At 45.5% G+C, this 24801-nt stretch carries 23 protein-coding genes; 14 read left to right on the top strand and 9 right to left on the bottom strand.

Features of this window, described 5'->3' with window-relative positions:
* Positions 1–366: 366 nt before the first annotated feature.
* The 6 genes from ASN18_RS17000 to ychF all read right to left on the bottom strand — a co-directional run bounded on the left by ASN18_RS17000 (position 367) and on the right by ychF (position 7186).
* Positions 367–549 (bottom strand): hypothetical protein, encoded by a 183-nt coding sequence (locus tag ASN18_RS17000; protein ID WP_157072763.1) that lies wholly within the window; start codon positions 547–549, stop codon positions 367–369.
* A gap of 34 nt (positions 550–583) precedes the next feature.
* Entirely contained in the window at positions 584–1912 is a 1329-nt protein-coding gene (locus ASN18_RS01145) for an ABC transporter ATP-binding protein (RefSeq protein ID WP_085050766.1), read from the bottom strand.
* A 16-nt stretch (positions 1913–1928) separates the two neighbouring features.
* Positions 1929–2738 (bottom strand): ABC transporter permease, encoded by an 810-nt coding sequence (locus ASN18_RS01140; RefSeq protein ID WP_085050765.1) that lies wholly within the window; start codon positions 2736–2738, stop codon positions 1929–1931.
* An 18-nt stretch (positions 2739–2756) separates the two neighbouring features.
* On the bottom strand, positions 2757–4751 hold the full coding sequence (locus ASN18_RS01135; RefSeq protein ID WP_085050764.1) for an alpha-1,4-glucan--maltose-1-phosphate maltosyltransferase: 1995 nt from the start codon (positions 4749–4751) through the stop codon (positions 2757–2759).
* A 39-nt stretch (positions 4752–4790) separates the two neighbouring features.
* Entirely contained in the window at positions 4791–5987 is a 1197-nt protein-coding gene (gene glgA, locus ASN18_RS01130; RefSeq protein ID WP_085050763.1) for a glycogen synthase, read from the bottom strand.
* A gap of 119 nt (positions 5988–6106) precedes the next feature.
* Positions 6107–7186 carry a redox-regulated ATPase YchF gene (gene ychF, locus ASN18_RS01125; protein ID WP_236861415.1) on the bottom strand — a complete coding sequence of 360 codons (1080 nt, stop codon included), beginning with the start codon at positions 7184–7186 and terminating at the stop codon, positions 6107–6109.
* A gap of 262 nt (positions 7187–7448) precedes the next feature.
* Here ychF and ASN18_RS01120 point away from each other — a divergent pair, with 262 nt between their 5' ends.
* From ASN18_RS01120 to ASN18_RS01090, 7 genes are all read left to right on the top strand, one after another.
* A complete protein-coding gene (locus ASN18_RS01120; RefSeq protein WP_085050761.1) occupies positions 7449–7931 on the top strand; it encodes a rhodanese-like domain-containing protein in 483 nt (160 codons plus the stop codon).
* Between the two features lie 89 nt (positions 7932–8020).
* Positions 8021–8359 (top strand): DUF805 domain-containing protein, encoded by a 339-nt coding sequence (locus ASN18_RS01115; protein WP_085050760.1) that lies wholly within the window; start codon positions 8021–8023, stop codon positions 8357–8359.
* A gap of 35 nt (positions 8360–8394) precedes the next feature.
* Entirely contained in the window at positions 8395–10593 is a 2199-nt protein-coding gene (locus ASN18_RS01110; protein ID WP_085050759.1) for a molybdopterin-containing oxidoreductase family protein, read from the top strand.
* Entirely contained in the window at positions 10590–11141 is a 552-nt protein-coding gene (locus ASN18_RS01105; RefSeq protein WP_085050758.1) for a 4Fe-4S dicluster domain-containing protein, read from the top strand. The genes ASN18_RS01110 and ASN18_RS01105 overlap by 4 nt, the downstream gene beginning before the upstream one ends.
* Before the next feature lie 158 nt (positions 11142–11299).
* Positions 11300–11533: a hypothetical protein gene (locus ASN18_RS01100; protein ID WP_085050757.1), complete on the top strand. Its 234-nt coding sequence runs from the start codon at positions 11300–11302 to the stop codon at positions 11531–11533.
* Positions 11534–11555: 22 nt separating this feature from the next.
* The gene (nrfD, locus tag ASN18_RS01095) at positions 11556–12500 is read left to right on the top strand and encodes an NrfD/PsrC family molybdoenzyme membrane anchor subunit (protein ID WP_085050756.1); all 945 of its coding nucleotides are present in this window, start codon (positions 11556–11558) and stop codon (positions 12498–12500) included.
* A 7-nt stretch (positions 12501–12507) separates the two neighbouring features.
* A complete protein-coding gene (locus ASN18_RS01090) occupies positions 12508–14418 on the top strand; it encodes a PAS domain S-box protein (protein ID WP_085050755.1) in 1911 nt (636 codons plus the stop codon).
* Between the two features lie 4 nt (positions 14419–14422).
* On the opposite strand, the gene ASN18_RS17875 is transcribed toward ASN18_RS01090, so the two are convergent.
* Positions 14423–14569 carry a rubredoxin gene (locus tag ASN18_RS17875; RefSeq protein ID WP_085050754.1) on the bottom strand — a complete coding sequence of 49 codons (147 nt, stop codon included), beginning with the start codon at positions 14567–14569 and terminating at the stop codon, positions 14423–14425.
* A gap of 29 nt (positions 14570–14598) precedes the next feature.
* On the bottom strand, positions 14599–15141 hold the full coding sequence (locus tag ASN18_RS01080; RefSeq protein ID WP_085050753.1) for a hypothetical protein: 543 nt from the start codon (positions 15139–15141) through the stop codon (positions 14599–14601).
* A gap of 223 nt (positions 15142–15364) precedes the next feature.
* Here ASN18_RS01080 and ASN18_RS01075 point away from each other — a divergent pair, with 223 nt between their 5' ends.
* Genes ASN18_RS01075 through queC form a run of 7 tightly spaced genes read left to right on the top strand, consistent with a single transcriptional unit; the run spans position 15365 to position 23812 of the window.
* Positions 15365–16495 carry an ABC transporter substrate-binding protein gene (locus tag ASN18_RS01075; protein ID WP_085050752.1) on the top strand — a complete coding sequence of 377 codons (1131 nt, stop codon included), beginning with the start codon at positions 15365–15367 and terminating at the stop codon, positions 16493–16495.
* Complete coding sequence (locus ASN18_RS01070) at positions 16492–19713, top strand: PAS domain S-box protein (RefSeq protein ID WP_085050751.1); 3222 nt, start codon at positions 16492–16494, stop codon at positions 19711–19713. Before ASN18_RS01075 ends, ASN18_RS01070 begins: the two co-directional genes overlap by 4 nt.
* A 46-nt stretch (positions 19714–19759) precedes the next feature.
* Entirely contained in the window at positions 19760–20035 is a 276-nt protein-coding gene (locus ASN18_RS01065; protein ID WP_236861414.1) for a DUF4258 domain-containing protein, read from the top strand.
* Positions 20032–20253, top strand: coding sequence for a YgiT-type zinc finger protein (locus tag ASN18_RS01060; protein WP_236861413.1), 222 nt, complete (start codon positions 20032–20034; stop codon positions 20251–20253). The genes ASN18_RS01065 and ASN18_RS01060 overlap by 4 nt, the downstream gene beginning before the upstream one ends.
* A 28-nt stretch (positions 20254–20281) precedes the next feature.
* A complete protein-coding gene (locus ASN18_RS01055; protein WP_085050748.1) occupies positions 20282–22726 on the top strand; it encodes a PAS domain S-box protein in 2445 nt (814 codons plus the stop codon).
* A complete protein-coding gene (locus ASN18_RS01050; RefSeq protein WP_085050747.1) occupies positions 22723–23103 on the top strand; it encodes a response regulator in 381 nt (126 codons plus the stop codon). Before ASN18_RS01055 ends, ASN18_RS01050 begins: the two co-directional genes overlap by 4 nt.
* Positions 23104–23116: 13 nt before the next feature.
* Positions 23117–23812: a 7-cyano-7-deazaguanine synthase QueC gene (gene queC, locus ASN18_RS01045; protein WP_085050767.1), complete on the top strand. Its 696-nt coding sequence runs from the start codon at positions 23117–23119 to the stop codon at positions 23810–23812.
* Here the strand turns inward: queC and xth are convergent.
* A complete protein-coding gene (gene xth, locus ASN18_RS01040) occupies positions 23770–24627 on the bottom strand; it encodes an exodeoxyribonuclease III (protein ID WP_085050746.1) in 858 nt (285 codons plus the stop codon). The genes queC and xth overlap by 43 nt on opposite strands.
* Positions 24628–24801: the final 174 nt, after the last annotated feature.

Genomic DNA, 24801 nt, shown 5'->3' with positions numbered 1-24801 from the left:
CACATCAAAATATATACGGGTAGAGAGTATTGAGTTAGATACCGGTAAAATCGAATCCGATTGGGATGGGATACATGGCGTGATAACTAACTCACTACCAGAACAGGAGGCGACAGAAGTACTTCCAGCCTCGGTTATGGCAAATAGAGGAGGCATTCCGAGCCCAGAAACATGACCTGAAATTTCGTCCTGTGCTTCACTGGACCCCCAAGTCGTATATGTGCACACATCGCAATCTGTTACATGGCCTATGCAATTGCCAAACAGTCGTTGAACCGCCTGGAGATCAGGCAGATTCCAATGAGTTTCGCGCGTCTGCGAGATGAGCTCCTGTACGCGCAATCCAGTATCCTACTGGACATTTCATCAAAGAAACGCTATGCCATCGCATCCAACGTTAGCGAGCTTCAGAGAAGCATCTATCAAACGTTTGGACTGAAACGAACCACCACTGCCCGCAACGTATCCACCTGAATCACCTTCTACCAATCGCCGTAAGCCAAGGTGTAGTGCCTCCATGTCCTCGCTGTTTCCTTTTATTTCTCGCACTTACGCCTTCGAAGCGATAAAGTCAGGTGCTTGACTATCTCTTCCCTGTGTTGACCGTTATGTCTACATTTTCCAGAATTAAATAGCAGCCCATGTTGTACTTTATGTCGCTGTTTATCAGTTGTATGACATATGCCTCGTGTATCCAGTGATTTTGGATGTGGCTCTCTACGGTGCCGTCAGAGATGGATACGGAAAACGAATAATTGCCTGATTTCAGGTGGGGAAAGTGAAAATCAAACTCTACGTGGAGCCTGAGTGTGTCCGTAAAGGGTTCTATCTGAACGTTGTATATGTAGTTGTTTATTGTAAACATGTACGTGCCGTAGTTGTCTTTTAGCGTGATGCCGCAGCCGGGGCTTACAATGTCGCTGTTTATGTCTGCCTCGACTATAAATTTCACCCTTTCACCGCCTTTTAATACATTAAGCCTGCGGCTTGTTTCACACGAAAGCATGACAACACGAAGAATCTCCGCCCCCCCCTCGCCAAATGAGGCATACCCTCTGACGTCTTCCCATTCTATTACGCCGCCTGAAGCCGTCGGCTCCGGGGCAAGTGCGTATTTATTTTCAGTAGAAGAGCCGTCATAAAACATGTATGACATATATTCCTTACACACATATTCCGGGTCACCGTTTAAATAAACCTGCCCGTCTCTCAGCCATATCACGCTGTCGCAGAGCCTTTTTATTGCCCCGATGTCGTGTGAGACAAGGATGATACATTTACCGCTGTTTTTGAAATCTGTTATTTTGCGGAAACACTTGATTTGAAATCTGATATCTCCGACACTCAGCGCCTCGTCGATTATTAGGATATCAGGCTCCACACTTACGGACACGGCAAATGCCAGCCTCACAAACATCCCGCTTGAGTAGGTCTTAACGGGCTGATGGATGAACTCCCCTATGTCGGCAAAGGCGATTATCTCCCCAAGCCTTTCGTCTATCTCTGTGCGGCTGTAGCCCATTATTGTGCCGTTGAAGTAGATATTCTCTATGCCGGTGAGTTCGGGGTTGAACCCTGCGCCAAGCTCAAGCAGCGCAGAGAGCCTGCCGCTTTTGGTTAATACGCCGCTTGTCGGTGTCAACACCCCTGTCAGTATTTGCAGCAGCGTGGACTTGCCAGCCCCGTTTTTCCCTATTATGCCGACTGTCCGGCCCTTTATTGCTTTAAAACTGACATCCCTTAGGGCGTAGAAATCCTCATGGTATCTTTTGTTGAAGGGGTTCAGGGCCTCCTTCAGCCTGTCCACTGCCCGCTTATAGAGTTTATAGACCTTTGTCAGTGAGGCTGCCTCGATAATGGCCTCTTCACCAACGGCGGCGTGTACATGGTCGGTGTCAGCGCTTATCAGCACGGCCTAATCCCCCTCTTTAAAGCATATCTGCAAAGTGCGGCCTCATCTTGCGAAATAACCTCAAACCTGTTACCAAAACTACCGCTGTAACAACCCAGTAATACAGTGTTAACAGCGGGGTCTCCCAAAACCATATCTTATATATAAAGCTGTTCCTGTAGCCGCTAATTATATAATACAGCGGGTTTAGCTTTAGCAAAAACAGATATTTCTGCGGCACCGACTTCACAGACCAAAACACCGGCGTAAGCCAAAACCCAAACTGCAGGGCCATCTGGACTATCTGCCCTGCGTCTCTGAAGAAAATCGCTACAGAGGATGTTATCCATGAAATCCCCAGCACCAGCATAAGCGAGGCAAACAGGTAATAAAGCACTTGAAGCGAATAAATCGAAATACCAAAGCCGTAAACTAAAAACACGATGAATAAGAAGACAAGGAAAAATAAATGTACGTAAAGGGCAGAGATGATCTTCACAATGGGCAGCACACTTACCCGAAAAACTACCTTTTTTACTAAAAAACTGTAATCCAATATAGAGTGCGTAGCGCCCGCTATGCCGTCAGATATAAAAAACCACGCAATTATGCCTGGAATCAGCCACAAGATGAATGGTACATTGTCTGTCGGCATTGCTTTAAAGCCTAGTTGAAAGACAAACCACAGGATTGCTATATAGACCGCCGGGTTCACAAACGCCCAGAGAACACCCAGAAACGACCCCAGATATCTGGACTTAAAATCCCTCCGCGCCAGCTCTATGAGTACCTCTCTGTTCCTGACCAAATCGGCACAGTTGTTCGCGATAAGCCTAAGAATATTCATGACTCAAGACATCTCAAATTACATCCCGAAGTAGTCGAATTTCTCCTCCTTGTGCGTCCACCTGTCGAGCCTGAAGACAAAGGCAGGCTCCCAGTCCGGATTAAGCGTTACGAAAAACTCCTCCCCCTTGCACAACTTTCTCTCGCCGTTTATCAGATTCTGAAGCTCATAGGTCTCATCATATCCTATCCCCAGGTCTTGCAGCGGGATATATACCATCGAGTTGTGGCTCTGAAACGGGTCAAGGTTGGCTACTACAAGGACAGTGTTCTTACCATCCGGTGATGTCTTCCCATAAAACAGGATATTTTCATTGTCAGAGCGGAAAAACCGTAGATTTTTATAATAATGAAGGGCCGGGTTTTCTCGCCTGATCTTATTTATTAGTGTGATAAAGTCTGTTATGTTGCCTGGTTTGTCCCAGTCCCATACCTTGAACTCATATTTCTCAGAGTTCAGATACTCCTCTTTTCCATCTACCGCATTATTTTCGCAGAGTTCATAGCCGCTGTATATGCCATAGACTGAGGATAGTGTGGCGGCAAGGACAAATCTCATCTTAAAGGCCGCCCGCCCCCCTATCTGAAGTATCTGTGGCAAGATGTCCGGCGTATTGGCAAAGAGATTTCCCCGCATACATTCCTTTACCTCTGACTGTGTCAACTCAGTGAAGTAGTCTATTATCTCTCCCTTAAAATTCCTCCATGTGAAATACGTATATGACTGGGTAAAACCAACCGCAGCAAGCTCTCTCATCACAGGTGGTCTTGTAAATGCCTCGGCCAGAAATATCACATCAGGGTATTGCTTCTGTAGTTCTGTTATCAACCACTTCCAAAACGGGACAGGTTTCGTATGCGGATTATCCACCCTGAATATCCTTACACCTTTTTCTATCCAAAAGGTTAGGATTGTCTTCATCTCCTCCCATAGCGCCTTCCATGAGCCATCGGGTGCGTAGAAGTTAAGAGGATATATGTCTTCATATTTTTTAGGGGGATTTTCAGCGTATTTAATCGAACCGTCAGGACGTTTGAAAAACCATTCAGGATGCTCTTTGACGTATGGATGGTCAGGGGAACAGTTGATTGCAAAATCGAGGGCTACTTCCATATCAAGAGCCCTGCATGCCTTCTCGAAGCGTTCGAAATCTTTAATCGTCCCAAGCCCTGGCTCAACGGCCATGTGCCCGCCTTTGGCATTTCCGATTGCGTATGGTGAGCCGGGGTCGTTAGGTCCGGCAGTCAGTGAGTTATTTGGGCCTTTGCGCTTTGTCTTTCCGATGGGATGAATGGGAGGCAGATAGACTACATCAAAGCCCATCTCCTTTATCGCTGGAAGTCTCTCAATACACTCCTTAAATGTCGAACTCCTCGTTGGGTCTTTCCCGGCAGAGCGTGGGAAAAACTCATACCATGCCGCATAGCGCGCCCTCTGCCTGTCAACAATTACCTCAAGATACGGCTCGTACACTGTCAGGTCGGCGCGAAGGGCGTACCTTTTAATAACATCCATAAGGAGCGGGTCGGACATTATTTTAAGTTTATCTTTAGCCGCCCTCTTTTGCTTTATGATTTCCACTACATCGCTAAAGTATCTCTTCTCTTCTTCAGTAGCGATATGTTCGGCAACACCGGCAATTAATATTTCACCCTCGGCCAGTTCGCTTTTTATATCTTGTCCTGATTCATATTTCTTCAGGGTATCCTTGAGCCATGAGGAAAAGACATCTGTATATGCCTCTATTGTGTACAGGTAACGGGTGTTTTTCTCAAGGACAAAGCTGCCCTCCCATAAGTCAAGGCCTGGATTAACTGACAGCATATCTATGTGTTCCCACTGGTCACCGGAGTATTTCTCTTTATATTTCAGTACGGCTTTGGTTATATCGTGGCCGTCCCTAAAGACCGTTGCCCTGACAGTAAGGACATCCCCCACCTCTCTCTTTATTGGATTTGTCCCAGCATCGATGCTTGGCCTTATATCTCTTATGACAAATGGATTAGTCAACATCCGGCACCTCTCTTTAATAACTTAGTTTATCTAAAACTATTAAACGAGTTTTCCATATAAATTGATGACTTCGGCTGCTATAGCGCTCCAACTGAAGTATCTCTCCGCCCGTACTCTTCCCTTTTGCCCCATTGAGTGTGCAAGCTCCTTGTCAGACAGGATTTTATTTATCTTTCCGGCGAGGTCTCTTGAGAACTCCTCAGGGTTGACCGGCTCAAATGGGCTTGCCTTATGCTGGTCGAATTTGACGAGATAGCCTGTCTGCCCGTCTTCGATTATCTCAACAATGCCGCCCACTGCGCTTGCCACAATGGGTGTTGAACATGCCATTGCCTCAAGGTTTATGATTCCAAATGGTTCGTATATCGACGGACAGCAAAACACAGAGGCGTGCGTATACAACTGTATTACCTCTTTCTTAGGAACCATCTTCTGTATCCAGATGACATTGTCCCTTTTGATGTTTTTAATGCCCTCTTCCATTTCATGTTTTATCTCAGGTGTATCGGGCTGCCCAGCGCACAGGACTATCTGCGCCTCGTCGTTGATATGCTTGATGGCGTTAACAAGGTGAATAATCCCCTTCTGGCGCGTTATCCTGCCAACGAAAAGTATATATGGCCTGTCGGGGTTAATACCATATTGCACCAATGCCTCTTTTGATTCCACAGGGCAGTACTCCTGCGTGTCTATGCCGTTGTATATGACTGAAATCTTATTGGCGTCAACATTAAAAAGCTCGATGATGTCTTTTTTCATCCCCTCTGAGACAGCGACAATTGAATCTGCCATCTCAAGGGCGGTCTTTTCCACCCACACCGATGCGTCATATCCAAGCCCAAGCTGTTCCCGCTTCCACGGCCGCAGAGGTTCAAGCGAATGGGTAGTGATTACCAGAGGAATCCCATATGACTTTTTTGCCAGTACGCCGCCAAAATGGGTGTACCATGTGTGGCAGTGTACGACGTTAGCGTCTATTGGTTTAACGTTGAAAGTTATACAATTATACAGGGCTGAATAAAGCGCCTTCAGCTTTTTTTCACTGTCATCAACCATCTTTGGCTCAACACAATAGCCCCTGACCTTAAGTGACTTATCGTCAACTACCTGGTCACCAAAGCACCGTACCTCTACATCAATCAGCCTGGACATCTCACGCGTGAGATATTCGACATGTACGCCGGCGCCGCCGTATACGTTAGGCGGATACTCGTTTGTCAAAATCAGCGCTTTCATTGCTCCCTCCTTTGGCCGGGACCCCTATCCTGACCGTTTATTTGTTGACTCCATGCCAGCTCCCTCGCTCGCTGATTATAGCCGAAAACCCTGTGGTTTGGCAAAAAAAAATGTAACATTTATACATTAAAACGAAAATTTATTATATCGCCGTCCTCAACGACGTAACTTTTCCCTTCCAACCGCGCTAATCCCAGCTTTTTAACCCCGGCCATCGAACCGCTTGAGATAAAATCCCCATATGCTACGACCTCCGCCCTGATAAACCCCCTCTCTATGTCTGAGTGGATTTTCCCTGCGGCCTCAAGCGCCGATATCCCTTTGGTTATTGTCCACGCCCTCACCTCGTCCTCTCCTACGGTGAGAAACGCAATCAGCCCTAACAGCTCGTAGCCCTTGTTTATTACTTTATCCAGGGCTGGCTCATCTATGCCCATGTCCTTAAGGAACGACTCCGCCTCGTCTGGGGGCAGCTGCGCTATCTCCATTTCAATCTTCCCGGAGAGGGCGATGACTGCGTTTTTGTCAAAATTGACCCGTGCTGCAACCTCCTCTACAAGCGGTTGAGTCTTGCCTATTGCCTCTTCTGATACGTTTACAACAATAATCTTTGGTTTTATGGATATAAACTGAAGGTGTACAATGGCCTTTTGTTCTTCCGCTGTAAACTGAGCATTTCTGAGCGGGATTTCTTTGTAGAGTATATCTTTGCATTTCTCGAGGATTTTCTTTTCCGTCTCATCGGGGCGCTTGCCGCGTTTGGCGGCCTCGGTCATACGTCCGAGCCGTTTTTCGACCAGGTCGAGGTCATAGAGCAGGAGTTCCGATTCAAGATTTGAGGCGTCTCTGGCTGCGTCTACAGTGATGTCTGGATGTATAGCTGAGTCGTCTTCAAATGCCCTGACCACCTCAACAATGGCGTCTGCATCCCTGATGAACTCGAAGACCTTCCTGTTGTGCGTAGTGTCGCCTTTTGTAAGTCCCTGAAAGTCCGTATATATAATGGAAGAGTAGGTAGTCTTTTTCGGTTTATAGATACCCGAGAGTATTTCCACACGCTTATCGTTGACCCTGACTGAACCGACATGCGGCTCTTCCATTGACGATGGATATATGGAGGTCTGGGCGTTTAGACCCGTAAGGGCATTAAATACTGTAGTCTTACCAGAGTTTGGAAGTCCGGTTATAGCAATTTTCAAATCATTTCTCCTTCTTCGCAGTCGTTACCACATATGATAGCAACACTCTGCGGGTAAAAGTCAAACTCATCAGCGGCGCAATCCAGCTTTAGCACGGCTGCCCCCCCCGTTCTTCATAAAATAAATTTGTTTTTTTATGTTTCGTCCTATGTTATAATACGGCGGGCGGGGATACATAATAAACACGTTGAAATTCTGGTTACAGATAAGCGATATATCGGGCTTCCCGGTAGAATCTATAAGTGTTGGAGGAAGTACAGTGATGAGACTCAAAAAGATGATTGCTGCAGCATGGGTTGTTGTTATAGTATTTGCATCAGTTCCAATGGCAGCAGAAGAGCCAAAACCAGACCCTAACAGGGCGTGGCCGGTTCAGGTTGATGAGCATGTAGCAAAGGTCAAGAAAGAGATAAAGCTCATCGACATGGAGGCCTTTAAGAAGATTGCTGACAATAAGGGCGACGCCATAATAATTGACGCCAGAGAGCCGGAGGAGTTTACCAGCGGTCGTGTCCCCGGCGCAGTTAATATACCACGCGGGCTTGCAGAATTTAAGATTTGGAAGGCCCTTGCCGGCTTCCCAGACAAGACCAATACAGCGCTGAAGATATATGTCTATTGTAAAATTGGCGGCAGGGCAGTTCTGACTACAAAGGCGCTGCAAGACGTAGGCTTTACCAACGTAACCGCCGTAGACATGAAACTAGCCGACTGGGTAAAGGCCAACTACCCGATAGAGAGATAGGGGTTACCCGTACATCAGCAAGACGGCACGATTCGATGTCGTCTTGCTGATGTAATTATTTGTAAAATAATGAGTCAAGCGGAGTCACCATGCTGTGGTACATAACGGTGTTGAAAAAGTATGCAGTATTTAGCGGCAGGGCCAGAAGGAAAGAATACTGGATGTATATTCTGTATAACTTTATATTCTCCATTGTGGCTGGCGTTGTTGATGGAGTATTAGGGATTGATGCAGTTCATATGATCTATACCCTTGCTGTTGTTGTCCCTTCGATTGCCGCAGGTATTCGCAGGATGCACGATGTTGATAAAAGCGGGTGGTTTCTGCTCATCCCTCTATACAATTTATACCTGGCCGTTACAGAGGGCACACGAGGCGACAATAAATATGGACCTGACCCGAAAGCGTCCGTTGAGTTCACAAGCTAAGTCAATTTTCTGTATGTAAAATGTTATGATAAAGGATGTCGTTTGGCAAAAAGATAACTCGCAGGACATTTATGCGGGCGGCAGCAGGCAGTGCATTAGCCTCCGGTCTTGCGGCTGGGACACTGTCATGCAGCACGGAACGTGCCGCTGGTGTAAGACCTGATGCCAGCAAAATCCCAACACAGTGTCAGGGCTGTGGCGCAAACCGCTGCGGCATCTATGTATATGTGAAAAATGGCCGTGTCTGGAAAGCCGATGGAAACCCCAAAACATATAACAACGCAGGTACTGTCTGCCCGCGTGGACATGCCTATATTCAAGATATATATAACCCGGACAGGATTAAGCAGCCCCTTAAGAGGACTGACAAGGGCACATACGAGCCTATCACATGGGAACAAGCCTTTGAGGAAATCTCCACAAAACTGAACCTTCTAATCATGGACGACGGCCCTCAGTCGGTCTTCTGGATACAGTATCCTATGGCCAACATGCCGCTTGCCTTCAGGTTTATGCACGCGCTTGGCTCTCCAAATACTATAACCCACGGGGCTACGTGTTTTACCGCCCGAAATGCCGCTTTTAACGCCACATGCGGCGGTCTCCCCGACAATGACCTGAAAAACAGCCGTTATATCATCATGGTTGGCAGAAACCCAGCGGGAGGCGTCAAACTCCAGCAAATCAGGGACATTGCCGAGGCAAAAAGAAAGGGGGCGCGCCTTGTTGTCCTCGACCCGCGGCACAGCGAGACGGCTGTAATGGCCGACGACTGGCTTGCCGTAAGGCCTGCATCTGACCTGGCCTTTCTGTTAGCTATGATTAACGTTATCATTGAAGAAGGCCTATATGACCATAAATTTGTCGAAGAACACACTATTGGCTTCGACAGCCTCAGAGATGAAATCGTCACATACCCCCCTGAGTGGGCAGAAAAAATATGCGACATACCAAAGGAAACAATATACCGTATCGCAAGGGAATTCGCCTTCAATAAACCCCGCGCCCTCATTCACAGGGGCTATCACGGCGGCTACGGCGCTGGATATTTAAACAGCTTTCAGACGGCACGGGCTGTAGCCATAGCAAACTTCCTCATCGGCAACTACGAACGAGTGGGAGGGCTTTTTATGCCCCTTAAGCCTACGCTTGGTGAGCTTGAAAAAGGCGGTCACCCCGCCCCGGCAATCCCTGATGTCGAAAAGGCCGATGGCGCTGGTGTGCCAGGCAGATACCCCACCGCCTCTTATTCCGATGGAATCGCGCACGCCGTCCCTGAACTTGCCCTCGCAGGAAAACTAAAGGCAGGATTCGTCTATCATATGAACCCTGTGAGAACCAATCCAAATCCCGCAAGGGTCATCGCCGGGTATAAGAAGCTTGAGCTGCTTGTCACTATTGACTGTGTGATGTCAGAGACCGCCGCGCTTTCACACTATGTGCTGCCTGAGTCATTTTTCCTTGAAAGGGACGACCATGTTGATACTGTACACTCAGGGCCGGTTGCTCAACTTACAATGGTTCAGCAAGTTGTAAAGCCGATGTATGATACAAAACCCCTGCTGGAAATCATAACCGGTCTGTCCAGGGGGCTTGGAATAGGGAAATATTTTAACTTTACAATGGATGAACTCAACGACCTGCGCCTGAGACCTTTTGGAGTAACGCTTGATGAATTAAAAAAGGGTGGTGTCATAGAGGTTGGCCCGCGCTGGGAAGAGGGGTTTAAGCCGTGTAAGACCCCATCAGGCAAGATTGAGTTTTACTCAAGCCAGCTTGAGGCATGGGGGCTTGACCCAATGCCGCGGTGGCAGGAGCCGCTTGTTGCACCCGATTCATCAGACAAAAACTCATTCAGGCTCCTACACGGCAAGCAGGCCATCCACACACACTCCATGACCGCCAACGTCCCATACCTGATGGAGTTAAGCAGCCGTTATGACATGATACGCCTTTGGATTAACCGCAAGCGGGCAGAGGCCATTGGCCTCAAAGACGGCGATACGGCAGTTGTCGAGTCTGATATTGGCAAGGGCACAGTAAGGGTGCGCCTAACCGATGGGCTTCATCCATCGGCTGTATGGATGCCAAGCGGCTACGGCATATTCTCGAAATACCTGACCACTGCCTATGGGAAAGGCATAAACTATAACGATTTCCTTGACACGTACTTCGACCCTGCAGTTGGGCATATCATGAGTAACGAGATAATCGTAAGGGTGGCAAAGGCATGAGTGCAAATCCAAAATGGGCTATGATTATTGATACTACAAGGTGCGTGGGATGCCTCGCCTGCGTGGCAGCGTGCCATAATCAAAACGAACTGCCAATGACGGAATATTTCAACCGCATAGAGGAACAGGAATTCGGGCATTTTCCAAACTATAACAGGAGATTTACGCCGATGCAGTGCCAGCACTGCGACAATCCCCCGTGCGTCGGCGTCTGCCCGACAGGTGCATCTTACAAGAGAGACGACGGTATTGTGGCAGTTGACATAAAAAAGTGCATCGGCTGCAAGTACTGCATCCTAAGCTGCCCGTACAACGCGCGAGTCGTAAACGATGAGCATGGGTATGTTCATAAGTGCAGCTTCTGTGCCGGGCTATTAGGGAAAGATGACTTACCGGCGTGTGTAGGCACCTGCCCTACCGGTGTGAGGGTCTTTGGTGATTTAAACGACCCCAATAGCGAAATATCTAAACTAGCCGCTACAAAAAAAACTGTGCAGATAGGAAAAGACTTGAACACAAGGCCTTCGATTTATTATATTATAGGGTAGTTGTCATATTAAGGGTCTCATAATAATATTTCAAAGGGGCGAAGCCCTGTATATGGGGTGCAGGGGACAAGTTCCCTGCCGGGAGTTTGAGGGCAGAGCCCTCATTCTTCGAGTTGATTCTATTATGAGACCCTTAATAACAACGGGGATGCAGTAATATGAAAAAAATAGCATTGTCGATTTTAATATGGGCGTTGGCCTCATGCTCTGCTGACAAGGGCATGAAAGGCAAAAATGCCGCTGCAACAAATGACCCCTACGCCGGTCTATGGAGTATGCTTGTCTTACCGAAGCCGCCAGATGTAAAGCCGCTTAAGGAAGGAATCAAGGCAGTATTTAAAGACGCATCTCATTCAAAAGGCAAGGGGAAGATTTCAGTAGGAACCGCCTGAAGTTGACAGCGCGTTTCCCAGGTTGGGAAATCACCAAATAAAGAGGACACAGACACTGAGAGAAATATACTGGAACTATTTAATAACGTTCTACTTGTTTAGCGCCGGAATAAGCGCAGGGGCTATGATTGTGTCGATTGCCGCTGATTTTATAAATCCGGCGAAGTACGTGAGTGTTGTGCGGGCAGGGGCGTATATCGCACCGTTTCCAATAATGGCAGGGATGGTGGGGCTGGTATTTGATTTAGAGAGGCCGTGGCTTTTCTGGCTGCTTCTTACAACATTTCAATACAAGTCAATCATGTCTGTCGGGGCGTGGATTATCTCTTTATTTTCCGGGGTAAGCATCGTCTACTTCATTATAAACCTTCCAAAGGACTATCTAAAATTGAAGTCGAAGACCGGCACAGTAAATACGATAAAGCTCTCAGGGTTTGTGCTTTCCACATGCGTTGCCCTGTACACAGGGCTGCTCCTTTCTACACTGACGGCACGGCCTCTTTGGAATACCCCAATGATTCCCGTGCTGCTGTTTATTTCTGCGATAATTGATGGGCTTGCAGCTATATCTCTGGTGTTATGCCTTAAGCGCGGAGGCTGGGGGGGGGCGCCCAATGAAACTGACTTCTCCCACTCTTTTATTACCAAAGTGGATTTTACCCTGCTATATTTTCTGTCATTGGCAACAGCCATTTTTCTTATTGGCATGGGCAGGTCAACAGAGAGCGCTGTAAGCGCACTGGCTGTAGTAACAGGCGGTGGATTCAGCGTATCGTTTTGGATTGGGTTTGTGGCGGCAGGGATAGTGATACCGTTTATTGCTGCGGCCTATGAGTTGTTCGCAAAGGTAAAAACTCACAAGCCCTGGCTTAGTTTTATCTCGGCAACACTGGCACTGCTTGGCGGATATATAGTACGCAGTGTTATTATAGACGCGGGTCAGTTGACAAAGACAATATTATATTGAGGCGGCGATGGACAACGAACACTTAACGGAAGTTCAACTGATATCTGAGGTACAACGCCTCCGCGAATCTGAGGGAAAGTTCAGACAGTTACTTGACACAACAGGGGATTTCATCCTTCAAGCAGATGCACAAACTGGTGTTATTTGCTACTGCAACGATAAATTTTCAGAGCTTCTCGGCATACCGGCGGCAGAACTGCAGGGGATGAGTCTTTATAGAATATTTCCTGATGAGCAAAGACAGAGATACGCAAATATCCTGCAGGGCAGCGATGATAAACACATCGTAGACGACATATATCTGAGGCATAGGGAAGGCCGTCACATCCCCGTAGAGCTTAGGACAAAGACTGTAGTGATGGATGGGCAAGAACTCCTTTGTGCCGTATTCAGAGATATAACCACGCGTAAGATGCTGGACAAGCAATTAAAGAAAAACTGTCAGCTTCAGGCAATAATAAATTCAATCCTGCAGATAGCCCTAAAGCCTATTCCTCTGAGGAGACAGCTTGACTTAATACTTGACCTGATTCTCTCGTACCAGTGGCTCGTGTTTCATGCAAAAGGGAGCATTCACATTATAGAGGCTGAAAGACCAGAAGCACTAGTGTTGTTCGCGCAGAAGAATTTCGATCCAATTCAGTTAAAGCTCTGCAGCGTGGTTCCAGTTGGCAAATGCCTCTGCGGGCTGGCAGCCGCCACACGAGAGATATTATTCGTGAATTCAGTAGATGACCGCCATCAACACAAATATGACGGTATGCTCCCGCACGGTCACTACTGCGTACCTATAACACTGGGCAAGCGTGTACTAGGGGTGCTGAACCTATATGTGAGTGAGGGGCATGAGCACACCCAGGAGGAAGAGGAGTTTCTCGCGGCAGTAGCAAATACGCTTGCTGGGATTATCAGCCGTGCCAGAACAGAGGAACATTTATTAAGAAATGAAGAGCAGATGCGCTCAATTATACAGACTACGGACAACGCCATCATCTGTGCAAACACAGACGCCGAGATAGTCCTGTGGAACAACGGGGCGGCAAAGATATTCGGTTATACCCAGCATGAGACGGCAGGGAAACCGCTTGATATAATTGTGCCAGGGCCGCAGAAAGATAATTTCAGGAAAGATTTTAGGACGGCAATCGAGACAGGGCATTCCTATCTGCTGGGTAAGGAGATCACCTTAACTGCGGTGAGAAAAGACAGTGAGGAATTTCCAATAGAGCTTTCTGGAGCGCTGTGGACTGTGCAGACAGGGACTTTTTTTACAGCGATACTGCGCGATATAACTGCTCATGTCATGGAGAGGCGTGAACGTGAGCAGGCAATAGAGAAACTCCGCAAACTCACAGGCTCTGTGGTAGTAGCCATATCAGCTATTTTGGAGGCAAGAGACCCATACACGGCAGGACACCAACGCAGGGTAGCAGACCTGTCACGCGCCATGGCCGACGAGCTGGGATTCCCAAAAGATATGATAGAGGGAGTAAGGATGGCGGCCTCCATACACGACGTTGGGAAGATTTACGTGCCGTCTGAAATCCTAAGCAAGCCGGGTAAACTTCTTGATGCAGAGTTTAATCTGCTGAAACATCACTCACAAATAGGACATGATATATTAAAAGATGTAGATTTCCCGTGGTCTGTTGCACAGATAATCCTCCAGCACCACGAAAGAATAGACGGCTCAGGCTATCCATTGGGTCTCAAAGGGGATGATATATTAATCGAGGCAAAGATAATCTGTGTAGCAGATGTTGTTGAGGCCATGACTAATCATCGGCCATATCGGCCTGCCCTGGGTATAGACAGGGCATTAGGTGAGATTTCATCCAACAGCGGTGTATTGTACGACAAAAACGTAGTGGACGCATGTCTTGCAGTCTTTAAAAGAGGTTTTGTGTTTAAGGGGTAAGGCTCTACCAGGGAATAAACTCTGATTTGCCGACACTGCATAAGGGGCAGCGCCAGCCAGAGGGTAAATCGTTGAATGATGTCCACTCAGGGACACCCGCAGACTTATCTCCATGTGCCGGGTCATAGATGTATCCACAACCGCGGCACATGTATTTCTCATGTGTAGTCACGCAGCTCTCTATTGAGTTGTCTTTATCTTAGCAATCAGGTCTTTTACGGGGATATTATTGTCAACAACATCATGGTTCGTCTCAAGCTTAAACCCATGCTTTGTGGCAATACCGTTTTTAATGATGTATTTGCCCTGTGCCTCGCCAGAGATTAAAAACACGGTGCCGGTAAGTTTGCTCTCACCCATTTTGAGAAACAGGATTATCTCCTCGCCCTTGGTAAGAGTTACTGCGTCTGTTAATTTTAACTCAAGGTCACCTACCTTGCCGCCTTCATACTCGACTACGATATCTTTGTTGCCGACACTTCCTGCGAGTACCTCGTTTACTTTCACAGTTGCCCTGGTGATAACCGTTCCCTTGCTCCAGTGGCAGCTTGCCTTTTCTACCTTACCGGCAATGATAACCTCTGATGATTTAACCAGCTCGCTGGTGCTGATTCCATGCACTGCAAATGCCGTTTGAGACAGTATCATTGAAAGACACACGAACCCCAGCAGCAACAGTCTCATCTTTAAAAACCTTCTCATCGTTGTCCTGACTTTTGACATAACCACACCCTCTCTATGCTTAAATATTTTTAATCCATCTAATGGATTAAATGTAGTACTATAATCGGATGATATTACATTATTATTTAGTCTGTCAATATTTAAATACCTATGGGGGGCAGAACAATCAATCAGGGACACTCAGAAATCAGGTATTTAGCACTGCGGCGTTGAAAAAAAATGTTATACATGTTACAATAACAACCACGGAGTGGTGTCTATAATGGTGAAGTTGAAGCTGTGCAAGATTATTGCCTGTATTGCGGTGATTGCTGCGATTTCTGCTCTAATATCGCCGATGCCGGGTACTGCACATGCCGCCAAGCCTGAAGATAATCCCTATTATTCCAAATATAAATTTGAGAAATCAGATAGTTACATGAACATAGGGTTTCAGCCGCTTTACCTGCCTTCTGGTATGATAGCCACGGTTATGAGCCGGGATTTGACATTAAAGCGTAAGCTTGGGGAAATGGGGTTGACGGTTATCTTCTACCGGTTTTTAAAGGGTCAAGACAGCAATAAATTCTTTCTAAGCGATGATTTACAAGCCGGAATCATAGGGGATATGCCAGCTATTACAGCGGCGGCTAAAAAAGACGTTATTATTCCTTCCATAATGCAGCAGTCCTTTACTGCCATAGTCGCAAGACGGTATGAGTTTATAGACCAGCTCAAAGGCAAACGAATTGGATATGTGCCCGGCTCTACGGCACATTATGCCCTGCTTAAGACATTGACAAAATCGGGGATGACTGAAAAAGACGTTACGCTTGTGCCGCTTGAGATCATAGAAATGGCAGACGCATTGATAAATAAAAAGATTTCCGCGTTTTCTGTATGGGAACCCACTGTCAGCCTCACACTGATGAACTACCCTCAGAGTGTTGCTATCCACAAGACATTGACCTTCGGATATATTAGTTTTTCAAAGGAGTTTTATATAAAACGCCCCGAGGTTGTGCGTGAGGTTGTGGCTGCTCAAATCCGAGCCACAAAGTGGATAAAGAGCGGCAGAGGCAATCTGTTTCTTGCCGCCACATGGACACAGGCAAATATTAAGTCTCTCGTGGGAGATAAGTTTAAGATAACGCCGGAGCAAATAGCGGAAATATCGATTAAAGATATGATGTGGCAGTCCGAAGTGCCGGTCATTCCCGAAAAGTCTCTTAAAAAAGACGGGCAGATTACATCAATATTTGAATATTTGAAGAGTCAGGGGAAAATTGATTCCACGGTGGACGTCGAGAAAATACTCAGGTGTTTTGACAAAAATATTGTCTATGACGTCATTAATATGCCAGATAAGTATAATCTTGATGAGTTTAATTACGATACAAAGGCAAATCAATGAAAAATTCTGTGCTTGATATACTGTCCGCCAGCATACGGGCAAAGATGTTCCTTTTTATAAGCCTGCTCATTATCCTAGTCATGGTTACATTTTTTATGTTTACAGACTTAATAGGGATACCGTTTACTGATGTAGAAAGCGATCAGGCTGAACAATTCGATGAAGCCGTAACCAAAATAAATCAAATTGCCGATGTCAGGAAGGACAATATATATAAGCAGATTTTAAGCCTGACCTCCAACATAGAAGCATTTGTCAGCAGCAGTTTAACAAAGTGGTATACCTCAAGCGGTGTGCCGCTGGAGGGAAATCAGGAATTCAATAATTATCTGGAGAGTTACCGCAGGGCGTATAATATCTTTCATCATATTCAGATGGCCGATGTCAAAAGCGGTAAGGTAATTGCTTCCACAAGAACTGTAGACATTGACAGGGATGTCTCATACGAATTTTACATATCTGGCGCAATTAAGTCCCGATGTTATTACGTCTGTTTTGCCTTCGATAGAGCAGACGGCGATACCGACCTTTATATATCCCATGTTATAGATGTGGATTCGCAGCCGCGATATGTCATCATTATGAGCGTCAGTGCCTCTGATTTTTTTGAGGCATTAAACTCTAACTCTCAACGCGGGGACAATACAGAGTCAGTCTTAGCGGATAACGACGGACGGCTGCTTATAAACCTGAAACATACACTTCCGGACGGCTCGAAGGCGGTTCCATTGCAGTACAAGATATCTTCCCCAATTATGGCGCGCGCGTTAGATGCTGCCGAAGGTACAATTGTCAACAATGACTACAGGGGGGTAACTGTGCTTGCTGCATATAGATATATCCCCATAAACGCCGAAACTGGCTGGGCATTAGTCGTTAAGCGCGATTATTCCGACGTCCTCGCCCCATATTATAATAAGCTGCGATACGTTGTTGTCCTTATTATATGTTATCTTCTTGCGGCATTAATCCTTACTCATAAAATAGTAAAATGGCTGACGCGCCCAATCCTGATCCTGAAAAAGGCCGCGTGTGCAATAGGAAGCGGCAACCTCGATACCGTTGTCACAGTAAACACTAAAGACGAACTTGGACAATTGGCAAACACCTTCAACAAAATGGTTACAGACTTAAAAGATAATCAGGCAGAGCTGAACCGCAGAAGGGAGTTTTTACAGAAGGTCTTAGATAACACGACAAACGCTGTCTATTCAATTGACCTGAGCGGCAATTTTTTATTGACCAACTATAAGGTAACCTGCATTACAGGATATTCGAAGGATGAGTTAATGGGCAGATCGTTTTCGACATTGTTTGACGAGGATATGCTGCCGCAGGTTAGGGAACAGTTTATTAAGGCGTCGGTTCGCGGCGAGAGGGTAGTTAATTTTGAGGCCGAGCTATTGCGTAAAGACGAGGTAAAAAGGATTATCAACATAAGCATTGCGCCTATCTATGACAACGAGAAGATCGGTATGGTAGTCGGCACTGCCGAGGATATTACACACCGCAGGGAGCTGGAGTATCAAATTAAACAGTCAGAGACCAGGTTGAGGGCAATTTTTGAGCAGTCTCCAATAGGCATAGCCATTATCGAATCAATCCCCAAACGATTTATTATGATTAATCAGTCATATTGCAGCATTGTCGGCTATTCGCATGAGGAAATGTTAGGCCGTACCTTTGTCGAAATTACGCATCCCGAGGATATTGAGTCTGATCTGGCCAATATGGAAAGATTAATGGACGGCGAGATAGACAGGTTTACCATTGAAAAGCGGTATATCCGTAAGGATGGCTCTGTAGTTTGGGTAAATCTGACATGTGTGCCTCTCTGGGTAAGCGGTGAGGCGCCCATTTGCCACCTCGCAATAGTGGAAGATATTACAGAGCAGAAAGAAATAGAGGAAATTCGCAGACTTAATGAAAAACGACTTGAGATTATGGTTCACTTAAATCAATTTGCAGACAAACCAGCAAATGAAATAATGGACTATGCCCTTGACAAGAGTATAGAGTTAACGGGCAGCGCGATTGGTTTCATATCATTTGGCAATGAGGATGAGACTGAGTACACAGCCGGAACGTTCTCATATAGTGTAATGAAAGAATGCACTATTAGTAAAACCAGCCAAAGCTTCTCGATAGAGCACTCTGGCCTGTGGGGTGAGGCGGTACGCCAGAGAAAGCCTGTCATAGTCAATGATTACGATACAACTACATTGTTTAAGAGAGGATACCGCGAAGGTCATGTGCCTCTGAAAAACCTGATGTTAGTACCGACATTCGATATCAATAGGATAGTAATGGTAACAGCCGTGGGAAACAAAGCAGGGGAGTATACTCAGGCGGACGTTAGTCAATTAACTATATTAATGGATGGACTGTGGCAGCACCTTGAGCGCAAACGCCTGGCAGATGAGCTGCGCCAACTAAACCAGAAACTAATTGATAAAGTTATCGAGGAAACTCAAAAAAGACAGCAGGGAGAGCAGCTCCTCACACAGCAGTCCAAAATGGCTGCAATGGGGGAGATGATAAGCCTGATAGCCCACCAGTGGAAGCAGCCGCTGAATGTCATATCTGTCACAGCGCAGGACCTTGGCGACGCATATGCCTTCGGTGAACTCAATGCTGAATATTTAAGCAGCATACAGGAAACAATCGTTAAACATGTAGAGTTCATGGTAAATACAGTCGATGATTTTCGCAAGTTCTTACGTCCATCAAAAGAGAAAGTCCTGTTTGATGTCAAAAAGGCAATAGAGGAGCTGGTTGGAATGTTCCTTGCGTATTTTGTGAAAGACAGTATCTCAATCAACATAATATCAGAAGAAGCGCTCTCCAGTTATAATATAACAGGCTATCCAAACGAGTTTAAGCAGGTCATTTTAAATATTATTAATAACGCGAGGGACGCTATTCTCTTAAAACGTGAGAAAGATCAGTCTGCCACGTCTGGAAGCAGAGACAAGATAGATATTTATATCTCCAATGACGGCGCTGAAAAAATAATAATCGCCATAAGCGACACCGGAGGCGGCATCCCTGAAGATATAGTGGACAGGGTTTTCGAAGCACACTTCACAACCAAACCGCTGACTACAGGCACGGGCATTGGCCTGTACATGTCAAAGACGATAATCGAAACCAACATGGGCTGGAAACTCACAGTAAGAAATATTGAAGGCGGGGCGGAGTTTAAGATAGAGATATGAAAGGATTCTGTGAAATCTAATTAATATATTAGTATATATGTCGATATTGCAGAGAATAAGGCAAAAAATAATAGATAAGGATTATTATATATCATCACATGCTGAAGATGAAATGTTTGACGATGCTTTAGAAAGAGAGGATGTTGAGAATGTAATACTGAGAGGCATAATTGAAAGAAAACTTATTACTGATATCAGAGGTACAAGATATAGGATTGAAGGTTTCTCGCTCAGGGGTGAAAGGGTACATGTAATATGCAGATTCAGGGAAAACAGTACCCTTGTAATAATTACGACATATGTAGTAATGGAGGAAAAATGATTTGTGAATTTTGTACTGGTAACACAATTGATAAAAAAGTAAGGAGGCAGCATTGGCTTCATGGGAAGTTATATATAGTAGAGAATGTCGATGCAGAGGTGTGTACTGAATGCGGAGAAAGGTACTTTCATGTAAAAACGCTCGAAATGATTGATAGAATGCTTGGTAGTGAGCATGAGGTAAAGGAAAGAATAGGTGTCGAAATTGTTACTATGTAAATGGCGGGGCGGAGTTTAAGATAGAGATATGAAAAAATGGCAGTCGAATGAATTTAAAAGGGCTTTAAACGCCTTTTATAAATGCAACAAAGTAATTCGTGCGAATAATGATGAAGCCCAATTATTGAAAGACCTGTGCAAGGTAATCGTTCATGATGCCGGTTACAGATTGGCCTGGGTAGGATATAAAGAAGCGGGCAAGGAAAGGCGTGTGTCTCCGGTATCTTCGTATGGTTTTGATGATGGGTATATAGAAAAGGCAGATATAGTGTGGAGCGAATCAGAAAGAGGATTCGGGCCAACCGGTACTGCAATTCGTCAGCAGAAACCTGTAGTATGCCAAAACATTACCATAGACGCACAATATGCACCCTGGAGAGAAGATGCGCTCAAACGGGGTTATGCGTCATCCATTGCATTACCGCTGATTATTAATGATATTGTTATTGGAGCGTTAAACATTTACGCCATAGAGCCTAATGCTTTCGACAGTGATGAGGTGGAGTTATTGCAGGAGATGACAGATGCCTTATCCTTCGGAATTTCACACATCCGCCAAAACAAGCGCCTTGTTGAAAGCGAAGAACGCTACAGGAGTATTTTCAATGAAACAATCGTGCCTGTTTTGATAATCAATCCAGAGACATTAGAGTTTAAGGATGTCAACGAAATGGCGTGTAAGTATTATGGTTACACAAAAGATGAATTTTTAAAAATGAGATTACCGGATATACAGACCCTTCCCGAAGAAAAACTAAAGGTAATCGCCTCAGAGGTAGTAGCTAAAAAGCGTAACTTATTAACAACCCGCCATCGCACATCAAAAATGGAAGTAAGAGATGTAGAGATATATACCGGACCTGTTACTATAGAGGGTAAGACAGCTATCTGCTCAACAATTCACGACATAACAGAGCGTAAACGGCTCGAAGAGGAATTAAAGGCAATAAACCTGAGACTGCGCAAAAAAGTGGAGGATGAGCTTGCTAAAAACGAGAACATGATTAATGGATACGCTTACTGTGAGATGATTTATGACAGTAATAATCATCCTTCCGATTTCATGTATTTAGAGGTTAATAAGTCTTTCGAAATGCTAACGGGATTAGAAAGAGAAAAGGTAATCCACAAAAGGGTTACCGAGGTATTCCCTTCGATAAAAGAACACAATCCTGAGCTGATAGAGATATATGGGAATGTAGCGTCAGGCGGGGGTGCAATAAATTATGAATTATTATTTGAGCCGCTGAACATTTGGCTCAATATCAATGTTTACAGTCCCAAAAAAGGGTATTTTGTTGCAATATTTGACGATTATACAGAGCGTAAGAACATGGAAACCGCACTGCGCGACAGTGAGGAAAAATATAGACTAATATTTAAACATGAAAATGACGCTATCTGCCTTTGTGATGCCAATACGTTGGAATTAATAGATTTAAACGATGCGTTTATCAATCTATATGGATATAACAAGGATGACATGAAAGACAAAACTGTAGACATTTTATCAGCAGAACCTGAGAAAAACATGGACACTATCCATGAGGCTATAAACTCAGGCAGTGCAATAGTTTCCCATAGATTACACAAGCACAGGGATGGAACAGTATTTCACGTTGAAATGAGCATCGGAACTTTTACATATAGAGGGCGAAGAGTACTATGTATAATATCGAGAGACATCACACAAAGAATACGGTTAGAAGAAGAATTGAGGCAGATAACAGTTAATCTTGAGAAGAGAGTGGCTGAAGAGGTTGAAAAAAACAGGGCGAAGGACCAAATAGTGTACGAGCAGTCACGGCATCTGTCAATGAGCGAGCTGCTTGTTAATATATCCCATCACTGGAGGCAGCCGCTTTGTGGTGTTGCCGTTTCAGTACAGGATATACGGGACGCGTATCTGCATAATGAATTAGATGCGGCATATCTGGATAAAAACATAAAAGACGCCATGTCAGAGTTAAAGGTGTTATCGAATACCATAGATAATTTTAGAAATTTCTATATCAGGAATGAACAGCAAACGCAATTCAATATATCAAGTGAGATAAACAAGGCTGAGTCCCTTATATTAGGATATGCAGCAGACATGGTCATTGACAAGGAATTAGACGAGACTTTGATGACACATGGGAATCCTAATGACTTTGCCCATGTAATTTTAAATATTCTAACCAATGCAAGAGACACGTTTCAACGAATGAAACTCCCTCGCGGTATAATCAGGATAAAACTATATAAGGATGACGCCGCAGACAGAAAGATCATAACAATTGCAAATAACGGTGGTGAGATTCCCGATGAGATAAAATCCAGGGTATTTGATCCATACTTTACAACCAAGGACAAGGCAAGAGGGACAGGCATGGGGCTGTATATGGCAAAGGTAATAATCGAGAATAATATGAACGGCACTATATCATTAAGAAATTATGATGGTTGGTGTGAACTGAGGATAGAACTATGATGAATGAGCCCTTGTTAAAAAACATAACGCTGCTATACGTAGAAGACGATGACTATATTAGAGCTATGCTTGTAAGATTTCTAAGAAGAAGGGTAGCCAAAGTCTATGAGGCAGTTAATGGCAGGGAAGGTCTGGACATCTTTATCTCAAATAAAGACGATATAGACTTAGTAATAACTGATATTCAAATGCCGGTTATGAGCGGAATGGTAATGATAGAAGAGATACGAAAAATAGGAGACCCACCGCCCATTATAATTACTACGGCCTACAACGACGAACTGCACACAAGCGATAAGGTATGCAGAAACACCATAAAGCCCATAGACACTAATCAGTTGCTTGAAAGCATAATGTTTTGTATGGGCGTGAAGTGATATGCAACACGGCCTGCCTCGTAAGGCTGTTGTCTTATTAAGCGGCGGGGTTGACTCTACAACAGCCCTTGCCATAGCAAAGCGGGCTGGTTATGAGTGTTATGCTATATCATATGACTATGGGCAGAGACATATCACAGAGCTTCTGAGCGCAGGGCGGGTTGCTGAGTTTCATGGGGCACACCGCCATATGGTTATGAAAATTGATATGAGAAGCATTGGCGGTTCAGCCCTGACAAGCGATATGGAAGTGCCAAAAGCCAGAGAGCAAGCTGTTGACGCTAATGGGGTATGCGGGATTCCCATAACATATGTCCCTGCAAGAAATACGATATTTCTTTCTTTTGCCCTGGCCTGGGCGGAGGTGTTGGAGGCATATGATATATTTATCGGGGCAAACTCCGTTGACTACAGCGGGTACCCTGACTGCCGCCCGGAGTACCTCCAATCGTTTCAGGCGATGGCCAATCTGGCAACAAAGGCGGGTGTTGAGGGTAGAGGAACTATTAAAATACACGCACCGCTGATAAGTATGACAAAGGCACAGATAATCCAGACAGGCATAGCGCTTGGAGTGGATTATTCGCTGACAAGCTCATGTTATGACCCAGGCCCCACCGGTGCGTGTGGGCTGTGTGATTCATGCGTAATACGCCAAAGGGGGTTTCATGAGCTTGGCATGAAAGACCCAATTAAATCCTTACTATGACTGTTGGCGTTAAGTCGTGATCCGTCTGTCTCCACAATAAGGGGCGCGTGGTCGGAGGGTGTGGGTGTTTTTTTCCTTCTTGGCCAGAGGTCAACACCAATGTCTTTTGTTATAGCCAGGGCCTGTGCCGTTGCCAGTGCGTAGTCAATCCTCATGCCCTGGTCTTTCCAGATGGCAGCCCCGTATGCCCACCACGTGTAGTGGCTTTTACCCGGGTGGCAGTGGCTGTATATGTCCGTAAAACCGCACTCAATAATAGTCTCAAAGGCACGGCGCTCTTCGGGCATTGTTGCAATTGTATCTTTCAGGGCAGCAGGGTCATACACGTCTGAGTCATAGCGTGCCACATTAAAGTCCCCAACGACGAAGGCCGTGTTATTCGTATCATGGGCTATTGTGCTGAGATATGATTTAAACTGCTCATACCACTGCAATTTATAATTATATTTTTCAGAGCCTCGCTCACCGCCATGAGGCGCATAGACGTTTACCACTGTGATGCCGTCTGCCGACCCGCCCAGGCGCACTTGCATGATGCGCCTCTGCTTGTCCCATTCTGTGTCTGAACCAAAACCTTTACTGACAGAGACAACAGGCAGCCGTGAGCATATCGCAACACCGTTAAATGCCTTCTGCCCATAGAGTTCACAGTGATAGCCCAGCGCCTGAAATTCATTAATGGGAAACCCCTCGTCAACCGTTTTGAGTTCCTGAAGACATAGAACGTCTATATCGTCGCCGCGGTGACTGAGCCAATCTAACAAAAGCCCCAGCCTTGCCCTTATTGAGTTAACGTTGAATGAACATATTTTCAATGATGTAGTTGCCCCTTCTTATTATGAACTCGGTAAATATAACACAGAGCGTGTCCTTTTTAAAAGAGAGCCTAATGGGGGAGACCCAAAACCCGATATAGAGAAGCGAAAAAAGTTAAAAGTCCCCGTGCTTAAAGGGTAGCAGATGATATAAGTATCACCTGAAAGGTTAAT

Origin of the sequence: Candidatus Magnetominusculus xianensis (genome assembly GCA_001541255.1) — a bacterium.
Lineage (GTDB): Bacteria > Nitrospirota > Thermodesulfovibrionia > Thermodesulfovibrionales > Magnetobacteriaceae > Magnetominusculus > Magnetominusculus xianensis.
Note: the sequence above shows the minus strand (reverse complement) of the source record. Positions and strands in the feature narration are given on the sequence as shown.

What these genes read in the sequence shown, in the direction of transcription:
- ASN18_RS01140 (WP_085050765.1), bottom strand. Translation starts at nt 2,738, where the DNA reads ATGAATATTCTTAGGCTTATCGCGAACAACTGTGCCGATTTGGTCAGG.
- ASN18_RS01135 (WP_085050764.1), bottom strand. Translation starts at nt 4,751, where the DNA reads ATGTTGACTAATCCATTTGTCATAAGAGATATAAGGCCAAGCATCGAT.
- glgA (WP_085050763.1), bottom strand. Translation starts at nt 5,987, where the DNA reads ATGAAAGCGCTGATTTTGACAAACGAGTATCCGCCTAACGTATACGGC.
- ASN18_RS01120 (WP_085050761.1), top strand. Translation starts at nt 7,449, where the DNA reads ATGAGACTCAAAAAGATGATTGCTGCAGCATGGGTTGTTGTTATAGTA.
- ASN18_RS01115 (WP_085050760.1), top strand. Translation starts at nt 8,021, where the DNA reads ATGCTGTGGTACATAACGGTGTTGAAAAAGTATGCAGTATTTAGCGGC.
- ASN18_RS01110 (WP_085050759.1), top strand. Translation starts at nt 8,395, where the DNA reads ATGTCGTTTGGCAAAAAGATAACTCGCAGGACATTTATGCGGGCGGCA.
- ASN18_RS01105 (WP_085050758.1), top strand. Translation starts at nt 10,590, where the DNA reads ATGAGTGCAAATCCAAAATGGGCTATGATTATTGATACTACAAGGTGC.
- ASN18_RS01100 (WP_085050757.1), top strand. Translation starts at nt 11,300, where the DNA reads ATGAAAAAAATAGCATTGTCGATTTTAATATGGGCGTTGGCCTCATGC.
- ASN18_RS01090 (WP_085050755.1), top strand. Translation starts at nt 12,508, where the DNA reads ATGGACAACGAACACTTAACGGAAGTTCAACTGATATCTGAGGTACAA.
- ASN18_RS17875 (WP_085050754.1), bottom strand. Translation starts at nt 14,569, where the DNA reads ATGTGCCGCGGTTGTGGATACATCTATGACCCGGCACATGGAGATAAG.
- ASN18_RS01080 (WP_085050753.1), bottom strand. Translation starts at nt 15,141, where the DNA reads ATGTCAAAAGTCAGGACAACGATGAGAAGGTTTTTAAAGATGAGACTG.
- ASN18_RS01075 (WP_085050752.1), top strand. Translation starts at nt 15,365, where the DNA reads ATGGTGAAGTTGAAGCTGTGCAAGATTATTGCCTGTATTGCGGTGATT.
- ASN18_RS01070 (WP_085050751.1), top strand. Translation starts at nt 16,492, where the DNA reads ATGAAAAATTCTGTGCTTGATATACTGTCCGCCAGCATACGGGCAAAG.
- ASN18_RS01060 (WP_236861413.1), top strand. Translation starts at nt 20,032, where the DNA reads ATGATTTGTGAATTTTGTACTGGTAACACAATTGATAAAAAAGTAAGG.
- ASN18_RS01055 (WP_085050748.1), top strand. Translation starts at nt 20,282, where the DNA reads ATGAAAAAATGGCAGTCGAATGAATTTAAAAGGGCTTTAAACGCCTTT.
- ASN18_RS01050 (WP_085050747.1), top strand. Translation starts at nt 22,723, where the DNA reads ATGATGAATGAGCCCTTGTTAAAAAACATAACGCTGCTATACGTAGAA.